At 63.1% G+C, this 19,595-nt stretch carries 17 protein-coding genes; 10 read left to right on the forward strand and 7 right to left on the reverse strand.

All coding sequences use genetic code 11. From position 1 onward, the window contains the following. Positions 1-26: 26 nt before the first annotated feature. Both EOA19_RS03035 and EOA19_RS03040 read right to left on the reverse strand, forming a co-directional pair. Positions 27-977 (reverse strand): DMT family transporter, encoded by a 951-nt coding sequence (locus tag EOA19_RS03035; protein ID WP_128302646.1) that lies wholly within the window; start codon positions 975-977, stop codon positions 27-29. A 149-nt stretch (positions 978-1,126) separates the two neighbouring features. Beyond that, entirely contained in the window at positions 1,127-2,569 is a 1,443-nt protein-coding gene (locus tag EOA19_RS03040; protein ID WP_023809179.1) for an XRE family transcriptional regulator, read from the reverse strand. A 227-nt stretch (positions 2,570-2,796) separates the two neighbouring features. Between EOA19_RS03040 and aceA the strand changes: the two genes are divergently transcribed. The 3 genes from aceA (at position 2,797) to EOA19_RS03055 (ending at position 5,072) form a co-directional block, all read left to right on the forward strand. After that, the gene (aceA, locus tag EOA19_RS03045; protein WP_128302647.1) at positions 2,797-4,086 is read left to right on the forward strand and encodes an isocitrate lyase; all 1,290 of its coding nucleotides are present in this window, start codon (positions 2,797-2,799) and stop codon (positions 4,084-4,086) included. 59 nt (positions 4,087-4,145) lie between these two features. Continuing rightward, positions 4,146-4,388 carry a hypothetical protein gene (locus EOA19_RS03050; protein WP_006202762.1) on the forward strand — a complete coding sequence of 81 codons (243 nt, stop codon included), beginning with the start codon at positions 4,146-4,148 and terminating at the stop codon, positions 4,386-4,388. Positions 4,389-4,619: 231 nt separating this feature from the next. Next, positions 4,620-5,072 (forward strand): response regulator, encoded by a 453-nt coding sequence (locus tag EOA19_RS03055; protein ID WP_128302648.1) that lies wholly within the window; start codon positions 4,620-4,622, stop codon positions 5,070-5,072. 67 nt (positions 5,073-5,139) lie between these two features. Here the strand turns inward: EOA19_RS03055 and EOA19_RS03060 are convergent, their stop codons facing one another. Then, positions 5,140-5,853: an HAD family hydrolase gene (locus EOA19_RS03060; RefSeq protein ID WP_128302649.1), complete on the reverse strand. Its 714-nt coding sequence runs from the start codon at positions 5,851-5,853 to the stop codon at positions 5,140-5,142. A gap of 163 nt (positions 5,854-6,016) precedes the next feature. On the opposite strand from EOA19_RS03060, the gene EOA19_RS03065 reads away from it, so the two are divergent. From EOA19_RS03065 to EOA19_RS03080, 4 genes are all read left to right on the forward strand, one after another. Beyond that, positions 6,017-7,453 (forward strand): glutamine synthetase family protein, encoded by a 1,437-nt coding sequence (locus EOA19_RS03065; RefSeq protein ID WP_027035719.1) that lies wholly within the window; start codon positions 6,017-6,019, stop codon positions 7,451-7,453. 47 nt (positions 7,454-7,500) lie between these two features. After that, positions 7,501-7,869 carry a four helix bundle protein gene (locus EOA19_RS03070; protein ID WP_127296889.1) on the forward strand — a complete coding sequence of 123 codons (369 nt, stop codon included), beginning with the start codon at positions 7,501-7,503 and terminating at the stop codon, positions 7,867-7,869. 83 nt (positions 7,870-7,952) lie between these two features. Next, complete coding sequence (locus tag EOA19_RS03075; protein WP_128302716.1) at positions 7,953-9,239, forward strand: FAD-binding oxidoreductase; 1,287 nt, start codon at positions 7,953-7,955, stop codon at positions 9,237-9,239. Between the two features lie 263 nt (positions 9,240-9,502). Then, complete coding sequence (locus tag EOA19_RS03080; protein ID WP_128302650.1) at positions 9,503-10,342, forward strand: SH3 domain-containing protein; 840 nt, start codon at positions 9,503-9,505, stop codon at positions 10,340-10,342. Between the two features lie 91 nt (positions 10,343-10,433). Here the strand turns inward: EOA19_RS03080 and EOA19_RS03085 are convergent, their stop codons facing one another. Further along, positions 10,434-11,180, reverse strand: a complete 747-nt coding sequence (locus tag EOA19_RS03085; RefSeq protein ID WP_128302651.1) for an SDR family oxidoreductase — start codon at positions 11,178-11,180, stop codon at positions 10,434-10,436. A gap of 314 nt (positions 11,181-11,494) precedes the next feature. Here EOA19_RS03085 and zwf point away from each other — a divergent pair, with 314 nt between their 5' ends. The 3 genes from zwf (at position 11,495) to edd (ending at position 15,559) form a co-directional block, all read left to right on the forward strand. Further along, complete coding sequence (gene zwf, locus EOA19_RS03090) at positions 11,495-12,964, forward strand: glucose-6-phosphate dehydrogenase (RefSeq protein WP_023809187.1); 1,470 nt, start codon at positions 11,495-11,497, stop codon at positions 12,962-12,964. Then, positions 12,946-13,662, forward strand: coding sequence for a 6-phosphogluconolactonase (gene pgl, locus EOA19_RS03095; RefSeq protein ID WP_128302652.1), 717 nt, complete (start codon positions 12,946-12,948; stop codon positions 13,660-13,662). Before zwf ends, pgl begins: the two co-directional genes overlap by 19 nt. A 73-nt stretch (positions 13,663-13,735) precedes the next feature. Further along, positions 13,736-15,559 carry a phosphogluconate dehydratase gene (gene edd, locus EOA19_RS03100; protein WP_128302653.1) on the forward strand — a complete coding sequence of 608 codons (1,824 nt, stop codon included), beginning with the start codon at positions 13,736-13,738 and terminating at the stop codon, positions 15,557-15,559. 68 nt (positions 15,560-15,627) lie between these two features. Here the strand turns inward: edd and EOA19_RS03105 are convergent, their stop codons facing one another. The 3 genes from EOA19_RS03105 to folD form a co-directional block, all read right to left on the reverse strand. Then, positions 15,628-17,280: a VWA domain-containing protein gene (locus tag EOA19_RS03105; RefSeq protein WP_128302654.1), complete on the reverse strand. Its 1,653-nt coding sequence runs from the start codon at positions 17,278-17,280 to the stop codon at positions 15,628-15,630. A 374-nt stretch (positions 17,281-17,654) separates the two neighbouring features. Continuing rightward, the gene (locus EOA19_RS03110; protein WP_032908654.1) at positions 17,655-18,653 is read right to left on the reverse strand and encodes a helix-turn-helix domain-containing protein; all 999 of its coding nucleotides are present in this window, start codon (positions 18,651-18,653) and stop codon (positions 17,655-17,657) included. Between the two features lie 20 nt (positions 18,654-18,673). Continuing rightward, on the reverse strand, positions 18,674-19,573 hold the full coding sequence (gene folD, locus EOA19_RS03115; RefSeq protein ID WP_128302655.1) for a bifunctional methylenetetrahydrofolate dehydrogenase/methenyltetrahydrofolate cyclohydrolase FolD: 900 nt from the start codon (positions 19,571-19,573) through the stop codon (positions 18,674-18,676). Between the last annotated feature and the right edge of the window lie 22 nt (positions 19,574-19,595).

Raw genomic sequence — 19,595 nt, forward strand, 5'->3', positions numbered from 1 at the left:
TGTCAATGGCAAAGCTGCAGGCCGCTTCAATTAGGCGACGGCACCCCGGTGACCCCGGCGCGTTCGGGCCGTGCCTGGCGCTTGAATTCGAGCCCGATATGGACGAGCAGCGCCGTGACCACAACCGCGCCACCGATGATGGTGCGCCCCGACGGCACCTCGGAATGGATGAGCCAGACCCATATCGGACCGAGGATCGGTTCGAACGTGCCGAGCAGCGCCGCGATGGCCGCCGGTATCAGTCGCGCTCCGGTGGCGAAGAAGGCGAGGCCGAGGCCGAGATTGACCACGCCGAAGGCAAACAGAAAGCCCATGTCGCTGACCGACACGGCGAAGGTCGATGCCTGCGAGACGGCAAAGCCGGCCGCGAGCATGGTGCCGAGGCACGTCGCCGGCGTCATGCGCACGCCGGAAAACCGCCGGGTGATGACGGTGGCGACCGAGAACATGACCGCGATCAACAGCGCCAGCCCGTCGCCTATGGGCGAGACGGGGCCATCCAGCGATTCCGACACCATGATGGCGACGCCGGTGATGACGGCGGCGATTGCCACCCAGGTCGCGACACCAACCCTTTCGCGGAACAACGCCCAGGCAAACAGCGCCGCCAGAAGCGGCACGCCGGCCTGCATCAACAGGATGTTGGCGACGGTGGTGTAGGCCAGCGCCACGACGAAGGCGGTCGATGCGGTGGCAAAGCAGATCCCGACGGCAAGGCCGGGCAGACCCATGTCGCGGAACAGCTTCAGCGTGCCACGCCAGCCGTCGCGCCAGACCATGAAGCCGACCAGGAAGGCGGCTGCCCAGACGGAGCGCCAGAAAATGACCGTCCAGCTGTCACCGACAGTGATGAAGCGGGCGATGGTGCCGCCGAAACTCCACATCAGCGCCGACAGGAAGACCAAAAGCATGCCGACGCGTTCCTCGCGCGGCGAGACGGCTGGCGATGCGACGATCGGCGATGCGGTATCGATCATGAGCGCGACTGTCGGGCTTTTGTGGACGGGACGATGCGCAAGGGACGACAAAAAGATGCTCTGTTCGCGTAACGCAAAGGCGCAGGCCGGAACTGAGCCAGCGGCCGGCGACAATTGTGGCACCTTGCTCCTATTTCAGAGGAACACGGCTACTGGAAATCGAAGGCACTCAGGCCCGTCACCATCTCGTCGAGGCCGAGCGGGCGCGTCACCGGCGGCTCGGCGCGCGCCAGGCAGCCGACGCGTTCGCAAAGCCGGCAGGCAGGCCCGACCGGCGTCGCCGCGATACTGCCGGCCTTTGCGGTGATTGCCGCACCGGGTAATGCCGCGCCATAGACGATGTCGTCACGAAAGCCGATGTCGCAGCCAAGCAGCAATGCGGTGCGGCGCGGGCGTTCCGAGAACGCGCCTTGCGGCCCTTCCAGTGTGCGGGCGATGCACAGGAACTCGGCGCCGTCGGGCATTTCAACCGTCTCGACAAATATCTGGCCGGGTTGGGTGAAGGCAACATGCACGGGCAGCTTGGGACAGCCGCCGCCAAAGCGGCTTTGTGGAAACCCCTGGCTGCCGGCCTTGCGGAAGCGGTTGCCTGCATTGTCGACCTCCAGCATGAAGAACGGCACGCCGGAGACACCCTGCCGCTGCAGCATGGTCAGCCGGTTGGCTGCCTGTTCGAAGGAGACCCCGAAGCGCGAACGCAGGACATCGATGTCGTAGCGGGCGCGCACGGCAGCCGCATGAAAGGCCTGATAGGGCATCATCAGCGCATGCGCCGCATAACGGCCAAGTTCGAAGCGGGCCAGGCGGCGCGCCTCGTCGGTGCTCAGCTTGAGCGCCTGGATCTCGCCGGCGACCGCGACCGTCATGCGGATCAGGCAGGCCTCCATAGCGACTTCGCGCAACTGGTCGAACGGCGACAGCCGTTCGGACAGGAACAGGCGCTGCGAATGACGATCATAACGGCGGCGCCAGTTCGGCATGGTCGCGACCGGCAGCACCTTGACCACGATGCCATATTCGCGCTTCAGCCAGGCCTTCAGCGCGCCGAACAGATCGTCGCCGGGATCGAGCACCGAGGTGAACGCCGCGGCCTCCTCCTCGAGGGCAGCAAAATGGTTCGGCCGGCGCTCGAAAATCTCGTGCACCTCGTCGATCGGCAGGCGGGCGCCGGAAAGCGCCGTCGCCCGACCTTCGCGCGCCAAAAGCTCGTTGAGATCGGACAGGCGCTCGGCCTGCTCGCGATAGGCGCGGAACAGTTTTATCACCGCCGCGGACGCATTGGGCGCCGCCTCGGCAAGCTCGATCAGTTCCTGATCACCCGGCAACTCGCCGACCAGCAGAGGGTCGGTGAACACTTCCTTCAAGGCAGCGACAGATCCCCTCGCCTCGCCCTGCAGCTCGTGTGGATCGACCTTGTAGACGGAGGCCAGCCTGAGGATCAGCTGCACCGTCAGCGGCCGCTGGTTGCGCTCGATCAGATTGAGATAGGATGGCGAAATGCCAAGACCCTCGGCCATCGCCGTCTGGGTCAGGCCCTTGGCGTTGCGGATGCGGCGGATGCGCGGCCCGGCGAAGATCTTCTGGTCAGCCACGGACTGTCCTTTACAGCATTTACACGAATTTTCTGGGCTTTGGCCTTTTACAACAATGACAAATTTACAATGCACCTCTGTCAAACACAACACAGGTTTTCTCTTATATTCTGCCGGCTTTGTGGATTTATGTGGCTGATTTCGCGCAGAAATGTAAATCCAGTCATACCCAACGACCCCAAATTCTTGACGCCTTGACACAGATCAGCAATCCCTCGGAGTGACCAATGACTGATTTTTACAACCTCGTCCCATCGGCCCCGGAAGGTCGCTTCGACGGTATCGAACGGCCCTACTCCGCGGCGGATGTGAAGCGCCTGCGCGGTTCGGTGCAGATCCGCCAGAGCCTCGCCGAAATGGGCGCCAACCGGCTGTGGAAGCTGATCCACGAGGAGGACTTCGTCCACGCGCTCGGCGCCATGTCCGGCAATCAGGCGATGCAGCAGGTGCGCGCCGGGCTGAAGGCGATCTACCTGTCGGGCTGGCAGGTTGCCGCCGACGCCAACACGGCTGGTGCGATGTATCCGGACCAATCGCTCTACCCGGCCAATGCGGCGCCCGAACTGGTCAAGCGCATAAACCGCACGCTGCAGCGCGCCGACCAGATCGAGACCTCCGAAGGCAACGGGCTTTCGGTCGAGACCTGGTTCGCGCCGATCGTTGCCGACGCGGAAGCCGGCTTCGGCGGACCGCTCAACGCCTTCGAAATCATGAAGGCCTTCATCGAGGCGGGCGCCGCCGGCGTCCACTATGAGGATCAGCTTGCGTCGGAAAAGAAATGCGGCCATCTCGGCGGCAAGGTGCTGATCCCGACCGCGGCGCACATCCGCAACCTCAATGCCGCGCGCCTGGCGGCGGACGTGATGGGCACGCCGACCCTGGTCGTCGCGCGCACCGATGCGGAAGCCGCCAAGCTGCTCACCTCCGACATCGACGAACGCGACCAGCCTTTCGTCGACTACGACGCCGGGCGCACGGTGGAAGGTTTCTACCATGTCAGGAACGGCATCGAGCCCTGCATCGCCCGCGCCATCGCCTATGCGCCTTACGCGGATCTGATCTGGTGCGAGACCTCGAAACCCGACCTGGCACAGGCCAGGAGATTCGCTGAGGGCGTGCGCAAGCATCATCCCGACAAGCTGCTCGCCTACAATTGCTCGCCCTCGTTCAACTGGAAGAAGAACCTCGACGACGCGACGATCGCCAGATTCCAGAAGGAGCTCGGCGCCATGGGCTACAAGTTCCAGTTCATCACGCTCGCCGGCTTCCACCAGCTCAACTATGGCATGTTCGAGCTGGCGCGCGGCTACAAGGCACGGCAGATGGCGGCCTATTCCGAGTTGCAGGAAGCGGAGTTCGCGGCCGAGGCCAATGGCTACACCGCGACCAAGCACCAGCGCGAGGTCGGCACCGGCTATTTCGACGCCGTGTCTATGGCGATCACCGGCGGCAAGTCGTCGACCACCGCCATGCATGAATCGACCGAGCACGCGCAGTTCAAACCAGCCGCGGAATAGCGGACCGCAGAAATACAGAGGGAACGCCCAACAGGGCTTGGAACACAAGGAGAAGACCAATGGCATCGATAAGCCGCGTCAAGGAACGCGCCGAGGAACAGTCGACGACGATGAGCGTCGACCAGCAGGCGACGATCCGCATGCTGGCCAACGACCTGCACCGCCTCAACCAGTCGGTGATGAAGGCGGTCGAGGCGGGCGTCTCGGTCGAGCTCGTGCGCTCGGCACGACATCACGGCGGCGACGGCAACTGGGGCGATCTGCTGATCCCGGTGATCGTCACGCAGCAGAGCCACGGCTGACCGAAATCCATGCAACCGACCCTTCACCTGCGCAGCCTCTGCGCAGGTGAATTTCCTTTTCATCAAGCTCACGTGTGGACAGTTGAGTACAGTAGCGTTGCTTGAAATTCACTGCTCCCGGCGATGATTTAGGGTACTTTTATTTCAACTTGACATAGGCTCCGATCTCACGCCAATTGCGCTCCGGATTCAACTCTGCATTGAAATAGGGGCGAGCTTCTTGGCCGACTTGTGTGCCCGGTGAACCGCGAAGGCGAGACTCCAAGACATCCGAATCTGGCGACCCGTGACTCGAGCGCCGAGGCGATCCGTGATCCGTCGCAGGTGCTTGTCGTCGGGAAATCGCCAATCAATCGCGTGGTGATTTCAAAGATCGTCGAGCGATCCGGGCTCAAGCCGATTTCGGAATCTCCCGACACGGCGGCAAGGATCTTGCGGTCCCTCATTCCCGGTGTGGTTGTCCTTGACGGCGGCGCCGACAACAAGGACTGCGAGAACCTGATGTCCAGCATCGACGCGTTGCGCCGCGCCTCGGGCAAATCGCTGCCACCGGTAATCCTGCTGTCAACCAAGAATGGCGCGACGGAAAGTCTGGGCCTGTCTGGTATCATCGACGTGGTGGTCGCCAAGCCGATCACGCCCGAACGGTTGCAACCGGTGATCGATCGCCTCATCGGCCGCTAAGCTAATTGCGGGAAAGTGTGTAACGGTTTTCCGTCCGGAATTGAGCAAATTAGGTAAGGCCCGGCAATCACGGATCGATGATGCTTTCGATCAGTCCGGGCAGTTGTCCGAGATCGGATATCTGGCGGAACCTCGATGCGGTTACCGGCGCTTCGACATGCTCCAGCACCCAGATCAGTTCATGCGGCACATGGACACCCCAGCCGCCGGCCTCGATGGCCGGCACCACATCCGACTTCAGCGAGTTGCCGACCATCATGCTTTTCGCCGGACCATCGCCGTGGCGGTTGAAAAGCCTGCTATAGGTGGCTGCATTCTTGTCGCTGACGATCTCGACCGCGTCGAACAGGTCGCCAAGGCCTGAGCCAGCCAGCTTGCGCTCCTGGTCGAAGAGGTCGCCCTTGGTGATCAGCACTAGGCGGAATGCGCCGGCAAGCTGTTCGACCGTCTCGCGGGCGTGCGGCAAGGCCTCGATCGGATGGCTCAGCATCTCGCGCCCGGCATCGAGAATCTCCGCTATGACCGAGGCCGGCACGCGGCCTTGCGTCACCTCGATCGCCGTCTCGATCATCGACAGGGTAAATCCCTTGATGCCGAAGCCATAGACGGCGAGGTTGCGCCTTTCGGCCTCCAGCAATCGTGCCGAGATATGCTCGGCTTCGCCATGGTCGACGAGCATGGCGGCAAAGCGCTTTTCCGTCAGCCGGAAGAACTGCTCGTTCTGCCACAGCGTGTCGTCGGCGTCGAAGCCGATCGTCGTCAGTTTGCCGTTGGGCCGCATTCAATTTCTCGATTAAGATTTGGGCCTCGATTGGAATTGGGACGGTCGAGACTAAGCCGATTGGCGTGATTTTCAACCGCGCCGGCCAATGCCCGACGCGGCTCCCCTTCCCTTCCACAGGGGGGCACGGCTATACTCCACAATCCGCAACCCAATCTGGTGAATGATGCCGCCTGCAAAAAAGGAAGTCCGTCCGTCGAGCCGCGGAGGACGCGCCCGCACGCCTGCCTTCGTGAAAAATCAACGGGGCGTCAAGAACTGGAAGGAAGTCAGCGCCTGGCTGGAGTGGCGCGGCATCGAGGACATCGAGTGCATCACGCCCGATCAGGCAGGCGTTGCGCGTGGCAAGATGATGCCATCGAAGAAATTCACCTCCAACACCTCGCTGGCACTGCCTTCGGCTGTCTTCATGACGACGATCTCCGGCGGCTACCCCGAGGATGGCAATGGCTTCCATTATCCGGAAGACGACGGCGACCTTAAACTGATGCCCGACCTGTCGACGCTGACGGTGGTGCCCTGGGAAGAAGACCCGACGGCCGCGGTCATCTGCGATCTCGTCCACCAGGACGGACGCTCGGTCGAGTTCACGCCGCGCAACGTGTTGAAGCGTGTGGTGGCTGCCTATGACAAGCTCGGCCTGAAGCCGGTGGTGGCGCCCGAGATCGAGTTCTACCTGGTGCGCAAGAATCCCGATCCGGACTATCCGCTGACGCCGCCGGTCGGCCGTTCTGGACGCGCAATCGGCGGCGGCGCCGGCTATTCGATCGCCGGTGTCAACGAATTCGACGAACTGATCGACGACATCTACCATTTCTCCGAAAGCCAGGGCCTGGAGATCGATACGCTGATCCACGAGGAAGGTGCCGGGCAGCTGGAGATCAATCTGCGCCACGGCGACCCGATCGAGCTGGCCGATCAGGTGTTCATGTTCAAGCGCACCATTCGCGAGGCGGCGCTGAAGCACGAGATCTACGCCACCTTCATGGCCAAGCCGATCCAGGGGCAACCCGGCTCCGCCATGCATATCCATCAGTCGATCATCGACAAGAAGACTGGACAGAACATCTTTTCGGCCGCTGACGGCTCGGAAACCGACGATTTTTTCCACTTTATCGGCGGCATGCAGAAGCATGTGCCGAACGCGCTGGTGATGTTCGCGCCCTACGTCAATTCCTACCGCCGGCTGACACAGGCGGCGTCGGCGCCGGTCAACAACAAATGGGGCTATGACAACCGCACCACGGCATTTCGCGTGCCACGTTCGGATCCGGCGGCTCGGCGCGTCGAAAACCGCATCCCGTCCTCCGATGCCAACCCCTATCTAGCGCTTGCGGCATCGCTTGCCTGTGGGCTGATCGGCATCACCAACAAGATCAAGGCCGAGCCTCCCGTGCTGACCACCGCCAATGCCGACGAGATCGACCTGCCGCGCGGCCTGCTCGAAGCCGTCGACCTGTTCGAGGGCGACGAGGAACTCTGCGCGCATCTGGGCAAGTCCTTCGCCGCTACCTACGCGGCGATCAAACGGGCGGAGTTCGAGACCTTCATGGAAGTGATCAGCCCGTGGGAGCGGGAGTATTTGTTGCTCAACGTCTAGGGGAATAAGGGAGTAGGGCAGTAGGGCAGTAGGGCAGTAGGGCAAGGATGGCGGCCAAGATTGAATCGTACAGGGATTTAATTGTCTGGCAGCAAGCTATGGATCTTGCGGTATCGATCTACGAAACAACCAGAGCTTGGCCAAGGGATGAACTCTACGGACTGACGACTCAGGTGCGCCGTGCAGCCACCTCCGTTCCCGCCAACATTGCCGAAGGTTACGGGCGAGAAAGCCGAGCTTCCTATCAGCAATTTCTCAGGATCGCCCAGGGATCTCTCAAGGAACTGGAGACCCATCTGCTGATCGCGCAACGCGTCGGAATCGCTTCGCATGCGGCCGTCGAACCGTTGATGATCCGCAGTGAGAGCGTCGGAACGCTCTTGCGCCTTCTGATCCGTAAATTGTCACCTGAATAGTCCCCACCTACTGCCCTACTGCCCTACTGCCCTACTGCCCTACTGCCCTACTGCCCTACTGCCCTACTGCCCTAGGACTTCTCATGCCCTACCAATCCCCGATCTCCCCCGGCCGGTCCTGGTATGAGGACACAGCCGGTCCGAGACCTGAATACCCGGCGCTGGATGGCGACCGGGCATGCGATGTCGTCATCGTCGGCGGCGGCTTTACCGGTTTGTCGGCGGCGGCGCACCTGGCCAAGGCAGGCACCAATGTCGTGCTGATCGACGCTTACCGCTTCGGCGATGGCGCCTCCGGTCGCAATGGCGGGCAGCTCGGCACCGGCCAGCGCGCCTGGGCCGAGGACCTGGAAGCCGAGTATGGCTTGGCCCGCGCCAAGGCGCTGTTTGATCTTGCCGAAGAGGCCAAGGCGCATCTCCTCGAATTCACTGCCGCCAACCAGATCGATATCGACTATATGCCGGGCCAGCTCTCGGTGGCGCACAAGCCGCGCTATGTCGACGACTACAAGGCGCATGCCGAGATCATGGCGAGCCGTTTTTCCTACCCGCATATCTCGTTCATGGATGCCAGGGAGACAGCGGAGCGGTTGGGCTCGACCGCCTATTTCGGCGGCACGCGCGACACCGGCACCGGCCACATCCATCCGATGAAGCTGGTGATCGGCACGGCGCGGGTGGCAGCGCTTGCAGGCGCGCAGCTGTTCGAGGGGACGCCGTCGACCGGCATCATCTCCAGTGGCGGCAAGGTGAAGGTTTCGACACCGAAAGGTACGATATCGGCGCAGAAATGCCTGATCGCGGTCAACGCCTATGGCGGCACGCTCGAGCCGGTGAGTGCCGCGCACATCATGCCGATCGGTTCGTTCATCGGCGCGACGGTGCCTCTGGGGGCAGACTCAGATGTGCTGCCGGGCGGCGAAGCGGTCGACGATTCCCGCTTCGTCGTGCGCTATTTCCGCAGATCGAAGGACGGACGGCTGCTGTTTGGCGGACGCGAGGTCTATGGCGTCAACGATCCGAAGGATATCCACATTCACATCCGCCGCCAGGTCGCGGAACTCTATCCGGCGCTCGGGGATGTCGAGATCACGCATGGCTGGGGCGGCTATGTCGGCATCACGGTGCCGAGAAAGCCTTTCGTGCGCGAAGTGATGCCCAATGTGATCTCGGCCGGCGGCTATTCCGGCCACGGCGTCATGCTGTCGAACTACTTCGGTAAACTCTATGCCGAAACCGTTGCCGGCAACCGCGACCGGCTGAAGCTGATCGAGGATCTGAAAATCCCGCCGTTCCCCGGCGGTCGGCGCTTCCGCACGCCGCTGCTGTTCCTGGCGCTCAACTGGTTTGCGTTGCGGGACAGGATCTAGCCGACCGACCTGATGTAATATTGTAATATTCATTGTAACATTTGTTGCCCGTGCGACGCATTGCGCAATTTCCCGCAAAGGCGCAGAATCCCCTATAATGGCGTACTGATGCCACAATCGCAGGCGAAAGCTGCCGGTTCTGGGCGATTGTTCGGGGATTGTTGCGGGACTGCCCGCGTTGTTTTTTTGACCTATGCGGATCAGACGCCGGACTTCCGGCAACCGACCGATAGAACGTCGGCCCGCTTATGGAGGTGGCAAGAGTGAGAGAGCCCTTCAGTTTCGGTACGCCGGAACGTCGGCGCTTTGCCATGCAGTTCGGATACGACATGCGGCCCTCCTTCTGGCAGGAAGTCCGTTCGAACTCGCATCTGGTGATCGCCGCGATCGGCACTGCCGCGCTGCTTGGCGTCGCCGCCGTGGCGCTGTGGCTGGCATTGCCGGCCAGCGACAGACAAGCGGCAGCGAGCCCCGAACAGACCATTCCAACGGTTCCGGTGAAGACGACGAAAATAACCCCGGTTGGGGCCGCGGTCGCCGCGGCAGCCGTGCCGCAGGCGCGCAAGTCCGACGCTATTCCGACAACCGTGGCGGCCGCGCAAGCCAACATCCCCGCACTCGCCGCCAACGATCCGCGCTGGACCGGTTCGCAGCCGAAGGACGCCGCCACTTCCGATTCGACTGCTCCCAGCCAGGCAGCGGACAAGCAAGCAGCGGCATTCGCACAGCCGGCAGCCGCTACCGATGCCGCCACCGAACTTGCCAAGGTAGCCGCGCCCAGCGCAGCCGCGGGCAACCATCCCGACGGCGCACAAACCGCCGCCATTCCCGAGGTGCAGCCGCAAGTGCCGGCTCAAGAGCCAGCGGCAGAAGGCGATGACAGCCAGGCCAAGGCGAAGCCCAGGAAAGCCGCAGCCGCCGGAACAGGGCGCATCCTGAGGGCCGTGACCATGCGAAGCGGCCCGAAGAAAAATGCCGCCGCCATCGGTACGGTGCCAGCCAAAACCTCGGTGCAGGTGATGAGCTGCAAGAAATGGTGCCAGATCACCTACAACGGCAAGACCGGCTGGATCTACAAGAGTTACATCAAGACTGGCGCGTGACGTACCCCGCTCTGCGTGAGGCAGGCCTGTTGTTCTGATGCATGTCGTTCTCCCAAACCGGGGCCGCTTTCGAGCGACATACATCAGGCTTTCAGATGCAGCGGCCGCCATCGACCTCCAGCGCCACGCCGGTGATGAAGGCGGCCTCGTCCGAGGCCAGCCAGAGTGCGGCGTTGGCGATGTCGAGCGGCGTCGAAAGCCGGCCGAGTGGGATCGATGCGCGGAACTTCTCGCGGATCTCGGGCGTGTCGGCGCCCATGAATTTCTCCAGCATGCCGGTCTCGCCGGCAACCGGGCAGAGGCAGTTGACGCGGATGTTCTTCGGCGCCAGTTCCACCGCCATCGATTTGGTGGCGGTGATCGCCCAGCCTTTCGACGCATTGTACCAGGTGAGGCCGGGGCGCGGCCGCAGACCCGCGGTGGAGGCCGTGGTCAGGATGACGCCGCCGCCCTGCCGCTCCATGATCGGCACCACGGCAAGTGCCGCGTGATAGATCGCCTTCATGTTGACGGCGGTTATCAGGTCGAAGGTGTCCTCGTCGACGTTGAGCATGTCGCCGTTGCGATGGGTGTAGCCGGCATTGTTGACCATGATGTCGATGCGGCCGAAGGCGCTTTTCGCGGCATAGACCATCTCGTCGAATTCGGAGCGTAGCGAGACATCCGTCTGGGTCCAGATCGCCGCTTCTCCGATCTCGCCGGCGACGCGCTCCGCGCCCCTGGCGTTGAGATCGGCGACAACGACCCTGGCGCCCTCCTGCGCAAAACGCCTGGCAATGCCCTCGCCAAAGCCCGACGCAGCGCCGGTGATGATCGCAACCTTGTTTTCCAGACGCATGTTTTTTCCGCTCACTATTGGTGACCATCAACGGGCACGTCATTGGCGCTCATCCGCGCAAAGCCACGGCTTCTGACTGGATTGGCCGAAAGATGTGGGTCCATCGCCGATTTCTCCTTTGGCTTTCGCGTCGATCCCGCTCTATGCTGCAACTGCGAAGGCTTCCGGAGCCGCGCCTTCGACAAGCCTCCGGGTCATCGGACTGTCAAGGGGCAGGCGCATACACCCAGATGTGACACCATGGCACTGGAAAATTTAAATCGATTAGATTATATCAGCCGCGTCACAGCGACCGGCGTCAAAGCGGACAGACCATGACCAGCCAGATCATCCCCGTCGAGCCTTTCGACTTCATCATTTTCGGCGGCACCGGCGATCTGTCGGAACGCAAGCTTCTGCCGTCGCTCTATTATCGCCAGCGCGACCATCAGTTTTCGGAGCCGACACGCATCATCGGCACGTCGCGCTCGAAAATGAGCGATGAGGAATTCCAAGCCTTCGCCAAACAGGCGATCTCCGAGCACGTCAAGCCGGCCGACATCGACGCCAAGGAACTGAAGACTTTTCTGGCGCGGCTGTCCTACGTCTCCGCCGATGCGACGAGCGGCGCCGGCTTCGACAAGCTCAAGAAGGCGATCGGAGACAGCGACCGCATCCGAGCCTTCTACCTGGCGGTGGCGCCGGCGCTGTTCGGCGACATCTCGCACAAGCTGAAAGAGCACAATCTGATCACGCCGAACTCGCGCATCGTGCTGGAAAAGCCGATCGGCCGCGATCTCGATTCGGCACGCAAGCTCAACGACCTGGTCGGCGACGACTTCCACGAAAGCCAGATCTTCCGCATCGACCATTATCTAGGCAAGGAGACGGTGCAGAACCTGATGGCGCTGCGCTTCGCCAACGCGCTCTACGAGCCGTTGTGGAATTCAGCCCACATCGACCATGTCCAGATCACCGTGGCCGAGACCGTCGGTCTGGAGGACCGCGTCACCTATTACGATAAGGCCGGCGCGCTGCGCGACATGGTGCAGAACCATATGCTGCAGCTGCTGTGTCTCGTCGCCATGGAAGCGCCGTCATCGATGGATGCCGACGCCGTGCGCGACGAGAAGCTGAAGGTGCTGCGGGCACTGAAGCGCATCAATGGCAACGAAGCGCCGAAGCACACCGTGCGCGGCCAGTACCGCGCAGGCGCCTCGGCCAGCGGAGCTGTAAAGGGCTATGTCGAGGAGCTTTCCCACGACAGCAATACCGAGACCTTCGTCGCCATCAAGGCCGAGATCGGCACCTGGCGCTGGGCGGGCGTTCCGTTCTACCTCAGGACCGGCAAGCGGCTGGCAACCCGGGTTTCGGAAATCGTCATCGAATTCAAGCCGATCCCGCATTCGATCTTCGGCGACAGCGCTGGTCCGATCTTCGCCAACCAGCTGGTCATCCGGCTGCAGCCCGACGAAGGCGTCAAGCAGTTCATCATGATCAAGGATCCGGGCCCGGGCGGCATGCGGTTGCGCCAGATCTCGCTCGACATGAGTTTTGCGCAGTCCTTCGATGGCCGCGCGCCGGACGCCTATGAGCGGCTGATCATGGACGTCATCCGTGGCAACCAGACCCTGTTCATGCGCCGTGACGAAGTCGAGGCGGCGTGGAAATGGATCGACCCGATCCAGAATGCCTGGGAAAGTGCCAGGCAGGAGGCGCAGGGCTACACGGCGGGCACCTGGGGGCCATCGGCCTCGATAGCACTGATCGAGCGTGACGGGCGGACATGGCACGAGAGCAATTGAACAGCGCCGCCTATAGCTGGAACGGCTTCGCCGGGCGCCAGGAACTGGCGGCCGCCCTTGCCGGTCATGCTGCAGGCAAACTGACCAAGGCGATCGCCGAGCGCGGCACGGGGCTGCTCGCCGTCTCCGGCGGCACCACGCCGGCAAAATTCTTCGCCGCCCTTTCAGCGATACCTATCGCCTGGGACAAGGTGATCGTGACGCTGGTCGACGAGCGTTTTGTGCCGGCCTCTTCGCCACGCTCCAATGCCGGGCTGGTGGCCGCCAATCTGTTGCAGAACGCGGCCAAGGCGGCTCGTTTCGTGCCGCTCTATCACGAAGCCACCAGCATCGAGGATGCGGCCTCGTCCGATGATGCAGCGCTCCGGTCCTTGCCATGGCCGCTCGATGTCGTCGTGCTCGGCATGGGGCCGGACGGCCACACCGCTTCGTTCTTTCCCGATGCCGACGATCTGGCAACGTTGCTCGACCCGTCTTGCGACAGGATCGTGCTGCCGGTTCATGCGGCAAGTGCGGGCGAGCCGCGGCTGACCCTGTCGCTGGCGCGCATCGTCGAAGCCGGCTTCATCGCGCTGCACATAGAGGGTGAGGACAAGCGTACCGCCTTCGACGGCGCGGTTGCGCCCGGGCCGCGAAAGCCAATCCGTGCCGTGCTCGACGCAGCACATAAGCCCGTAGAGGTTTTCTGGGCCCCCTGAATCTCGATTTACTCTGGTCCCGGCAAACGGCGGGAGGATGTTTCCGGGACCTCGCCTGAAAGGACCGACCGCCATGACCGCCAGACGCGACATCGAAGCCATCACCGAACGCATCCGTCAGCGCTCAAAACCAGGCCGCGAGCGTTATCTCGGCCGCATCGCCGAGGCATCGAACCGCACCGCCAACCGGGCTGTGCTGTCGTGCGGCAATCTCGCCCACGGCTTTGCGGTGTGCAGCCCCTCGGAAAAGCTCGCGCTTGGCGCCGACAAGGTGCCGAACCTGGGCATCATCACCTCCTACAACGACATGCTGTCGGCGCATCAGCCGTTCGAGACCTTCCCGGCGCTGATCAAGGACGCGGCCCGCGAAGCCGGCGGCATCGCCCAGGTGGCCGGCGGCGTACCGGCAATGTGCGATGGGGTCACGCAAGGCCAGCCCGGCATGGAGCTGTCGCTGTTTTCGCGCGATGTCATCGCCATGGCCGCCGCGATCGGCCTGTCGCACAACATGTTCGACGCCGCCGTCTATCTCGGCGTCTGCGACAAGATCGTGCCGGGGCTGGTGATCGCAGCGCTCACCTTCGGCCATCTGCCGGCGGTGTTCATTCCGGCCGGACCGATGACATCAGGCCTGCCCAATGACGAAAAAGCCAAGGTCCGCCAGCTCTTCGCCGAGGGCAAGGTCGGACGCGCCGAACTGCTGGAGGCCGAGTCCAAATCCTATCATGGGCCGGGGACCTGCACCTTCTACGGCACGGCGAATTCCAACCAGATGCTGATGGAGATCATGGGCCTGCACACGCCGGGCGCTTCCTTCGTCAACCCTGGCACGCCGCTGCGCGAGGCGTTGACCCGCGAGGCGACGAAGCGGGCGCTGGCGATCACCGCGCTCGGCAACGCCTATACGCCTGTCGGCCGGATGATCGACGAACGCTCGATCGTCAACGGCGTCGTCGGCCTGCACGCCACCGGCGGCTCGACCAATCACACCATCCACCTGATCGCCATGGCGGCGGCGGCCGGCATAGCCATCACCTGGCAGGATATTTCCGACCTGTCGGAGGCGGTGCCACTGCTGGCGCGGGTCTATCCGAACGGCCTCGCCGACGTGAACCATTTCCACGCCGCCGGCGGGCTCGGCTTCCTGATCCGCGAGCTGCTCGACGAAGGCATCTTGCATGAGGATGTGCAGACGGTGTGGGGCGAAGGCCTGCGGCCCTATGCGGTCGAGGCAAAGCTCGGCGCCGACGGAGGCGTGGTGCGCGAGGCCTCGCCGAAGGCAAGCGGCGACGAAAAGGTGCTGGCGCCGTTCAACAAGGCATTCCAGGCGACCGGCGGCCTGAAGGTGCTGTCAGGCAATCTCGGCCACGCCGTCATCAAGACTTCCGCGGTGAAGCCGGAGCGGCGTATCATCGAGGCGCCGGCCAAGGTCTTCGACAGCCAGCAAGGGCTGAACGATGCGTTCAAGGCCGGCACGCTGATCGGTGATTTCATCGCCGTCATCCGCTTCCAGGGGCCCAAGGCCAACGGCATGCCGGAGCTGCACAAGCTGACTACCGTGCTCGGCATCCTGCAGGATCGCGGCCAGCGCGTGGCGCTGGTCACCGACGGACGCATGTCGGGCGCCTCCGGCAAGGTGCCGGCGGCGATCCATGTCACGCCGGAAGCGGTCGAGGAGGGTCCTATCGCCAGGATCCACGAAGGCGACATCATCCGGCTCGACGCCGAAGCCGGCACACTCGAAGTGCTGGTGCCGGCCGGCGACTTCGCTTTGCGCCGGACGGCGGATGCCGATCTCATCGGCAACGAGTTCGGTTTCGGCCGCGAGCTGTTTGCCGGCTTTCGACAACTGGTCGGCCGCGCCGATCATGGCGCCAGCGCCTTCGGCACGGCTTGACGGCAGTTCTGCGTAGTTCACGACAAAGGGCGGCACATGGCCGCCCTCTTGCGGTTGTGCATACGATTCTATTGCACGGTTAGCTCGGCTCGCTCGCCGGCCTTGACCGTCACGTTGCCTTCTTTGGAACTGTTGTCGGATTTCTCCGAGACGACGGCGTAGTCGCCCGCAGGGATCGCTGCCTGATACTTCTGGTCGAATGCATAGCCAAGCGACTTGCGGTTGCCGTTGATGTCCTTCTTGGCCTCGAAAATCTCGATCTTCGAGGCTCCGGGCGCGGTGATCGCCAGCACGCCGGCATTCATTGCGACCTTCAGATCCTGAAATTCGCCCACCTTGACAGTGAACGGCTGCTCGACGACGGCGAGATCAACCGTCGCAATCAACACATAGTCATCGGGTGGCAGATCGAATTTGCTGTCGGGTCCGTAGGCATAGGTCACCTCGTCCCTGGTTCCATCGATCTTCTTTTTTGCCTTGAGCACCTTGAAGCCGATGCCTGAACCGTCCGCCTTGTCGCCGCCGGCAGCATAGTAAGCATTGGCAACGACATGGCCGACACCGGCAATCATGTCCTTTTCCACGGTCTTGCCGGCAGCCAGCGGGATCGTATCGGTAGCCACGCCCTGCCCGATCGTGACAGTCACCTTCTGGTCGCCGGCCGGCAACACGGCTTTCGTCGTCCCATAAAAGGTCGCGGGCATGTCTGCACCCGGATAATCGATGACGACAGCCGCGCCATCGACGACATCCGCCCCCGCGTTCGGTCGCGGGTGGATGATCAGCGTGCCGGCATTCAAGTTGAAGAGAGGCTTGTAGACCTGGCCTGCCTCGATCTTGACCTTCTGCTCGGTCTTCGCCTGGCCGTCACTGGCCACGACGATATAGTCGCCCGGTTCCAGATTGGCCTTGTAGGCGCCGTATTCGGTGCTGACGTAGTCGCCGCGCGTACCGTCGGGTTTCGCCTTGTAGATTTCCCAGGCGTTGCCGTCGGTGACGGGATCGCCGCCCTCGGCAAGCACTGCTATCGGCTGGAAATTGAAGTCCGGTTTGGCCGGCTCCGGTGCGGGCGCTGGCTCCGGTGCCGGTTCAGGAGCAGGCGCCGCCACTGTCTCGACAAGCGCCTCCTGCAACGCCTTCTCGTCGGAGGCCTGGATGTATTTGCCGCCGGTGTTGTCGGCGAGGCAGGCGATCTGCTTGCCCTCGTCGGCGGTGAGGCCGAAACCGACGACATCGGCGGTGAAGTCGACGCCGGATGCCTCGAGCTCCTTGCCAAGCGCGCAGGGATCGCCGCCGCATGTTTCGAGCCCGTCGGTGATGAGCACGACGGTCGCCTTGTCCTCGGTGTATTTCAACGCCTCGGCCGCCTGCTTGACGGCAGCGGTCAGCGGTGTCTTGCCGAGGAATTTCAGGCTGTCGGCGGCGGCCGAAATGGCGCTGCCCGAACCTGCCTGCGGCGGCACGATCAGCTGGATGTCGTCGCAGCTGCCCTTTTCACGATGGCCATAGGCCATGAAGCCGATCTCGTCGTCGGTGGGGACCGATTGAAGCACGGTTCGAAGCGACTCGCGGGCGATTTCGAGCTTGGGCTTGCCGTCGATCTGCGCCCACATCGAGCCGGACGCATCGAGAATGATGATGACCTTGTTTGCGGCGAAACCGAACGTCGTCATCGACAAAAGGAGGATCGCCGCCGCGACGCCCCGTGCAAGTCCCGCCATCGAAATCTCCTAAATCCACCCCTGATCCGGGCGGCAAGCTATTTGACGCGGCGCCGGGACACAAGTCCGGGGGCGGGTGCGTAGGGCTCCGAACCCAGCTCGACAAAGACCTGACGGCAGCCAGTTCGGCGGTGCCGGCAATGCCGGCAGTTTTTGCGATAGGAATTTTTTCTTGACTCTATGCCCTCAGCTATGGTACATTTTCGTCCATGGTGCTGATTTGCGCCGGTGACCCGCCGCTCAGGCGGGTTTTTCGTTTGATGCACCCGTCAGCCTACGCGCAGTGAAGGCACCGAAGGACCTCGTTAACCCGAAGTCGCTGCCCTGGCCCGATGCGCCGGGCCGAATGCCGAACTTTTCAGCGGAAGCGGAATTCAATAGGTCGTGCGGCGCTCTTCCGAGGGCGGCCTGCCGAATTGCAGCCGGTAGCTCTGGGCGAAGTAGGAATGCGAGGTGAAGCCGGTCGCGATCGCCACGTCGAGGATCGGCATGTTGGTCTGGCGCAGCAGTTCGCGCGCCCGCTCCAGCCGCAACCGCATGTAATAACGGCCGGGCGTGACGCTGAGATGGCGCAGGAACAGGCGCTCGACCTGGCGCACCGAAAGGCCGGCGGATTTGGCCAGCTGCACTGCCGACAGCGGCTCGTCGAGGTGGTCGGCCATCAGTTCGACGATGCGCCTGAGCTTCTCCGACTTGCCGGTCAGGTCGCGTTCCGGCCCGACGCGCTGGCGGTCGCCGGCCGAGCGGATGCGTTCGTGCTGGAACTGGTTGGCGACGCCATTGGCGAGGTTCGAGCCGAAATCGCCGCGCACGATCTCCAGCATCAGGTCGATCGAAGTGGTGCCGCCGGCACAGGTGTAGCGCTTGCGATCGATCTCGAAGACGTTGCCGGTGCAGTTGATGTCGGGGAAGCGTTCGACGAAGCCGGCACGGTTTTCCCAATGGATGGTGCAGCGATAGCCTTCGAGCTGGCCGGCCTCGGCCAGCAGATAGGAGCCGACCGACAGGGCACCCAGCGCATTGCCGCGCCGGCCCCAGCTTCGCAAAGCCGCCAGCACCTTGCTCTTGCCGGGGAATTCCGTCGTCAGCCCAACCGAGACGAACAGGATATCGACCGGCGGCAGGTCGGCAACGGCATAGTCGATCTTGAGCGGCAGGCCGTTGGAAGCCATCACCGGATCGCCATCGGCCGACACCGTCGTCCAGCCGTAGAAGTCACGGCCGAGCAACCGGTTCGCCGACCGGAACGTATCGATCGCGGCAGCCAGCGAGAACATGGAGAACTTGTCGACCAGCAGGAATGCGAACTGCCGGCCACCTTGAACGGGGTCCGCGATGACCGGCCGTTCTGAGGGAACACTGGGGTTCGGCAAAGCTGCGGCTTTCTGGCGGGTCAGAAGGACGGCCGTTTCAATCCGGCCGCAAGGTAGGCCGAGGCTAACGTATTGGCCATCAGCATGGCAATGGTCATAGGCCCGACACCGCCAGGCACCGGCGTGATGGCGCCGGCGGCCTTGGCCGCTTCGGCATAGGCGACATCGCCGACGAGACGGGACTTGCCCTCGCCCTTTTCCGGCGCCGGAATGCGGTTGATGCCGACATCGATGACGGTGGCGCCTGGCTTGACCCAATCACCCCTGATCATCTCCGGCCTGCCGACGGCCGCGACAAGAATGTCGGCGGTGCGGGCAAGTGCCGGCAGGTCCCTGGTGCGGCTATGGGCGATGGTGACGGTGCAATTGGCGGCAAGCAGGAGGTTAGCCATCGGCTTGCCGACGATGTTGGAGCGGCCGACGACGACGGCGTTGAGACCGGACAAATCCTTACCGCGCACCCGCTCGATCAGAAGCATCGAGCCGGCCGGCGTGCAAGGCACGAAGGCTGTCTCGAGTTCACCGGTGCCGAGCTTGCCGACATTGATGAAATGGAAGCCGTCGACATCCTTTTCCGGCGCGATGGTCTGGATGATCTTGCCGGCGTCGATGTGGGCCGGCAGCGGAAGCTGCACGAGGATGCCGTTGATGGCCGGATCGGCGTTGAGGTCGCCGATGATCTTCAGCAATGCCGGTTCCGAGGTTTCGGCCGGCAGCGTGTGCTGGACGGAATGAAAGCCGCATTCCTTGGCGGTGCGCGACTTGGACGCGACATAGACCTGGCTGGCAGGATCCTCGCCGACGATGACCACGGCAAGACCGGGCTTGGGCTTGCCCTTGGCGACAAGTTCAGCCGTCAGGGACTTGACCGTCCCCACAACGTCCCCGGCAACGCTCTTGCCATCAATCACTACAGCCATGGACTACCCTCAACACCAGAAT

Source organism: Mesorhizobium sp. M7A.F.Ca.US.010.02.1.1 (genome assembly GCF_004023085.1).
Classification (GTDB): Bacteria; Pseudomonadota; Alphaproteobacteria; order Rhizobiales; family Rhizobiaceae; genus Mesorhizobium.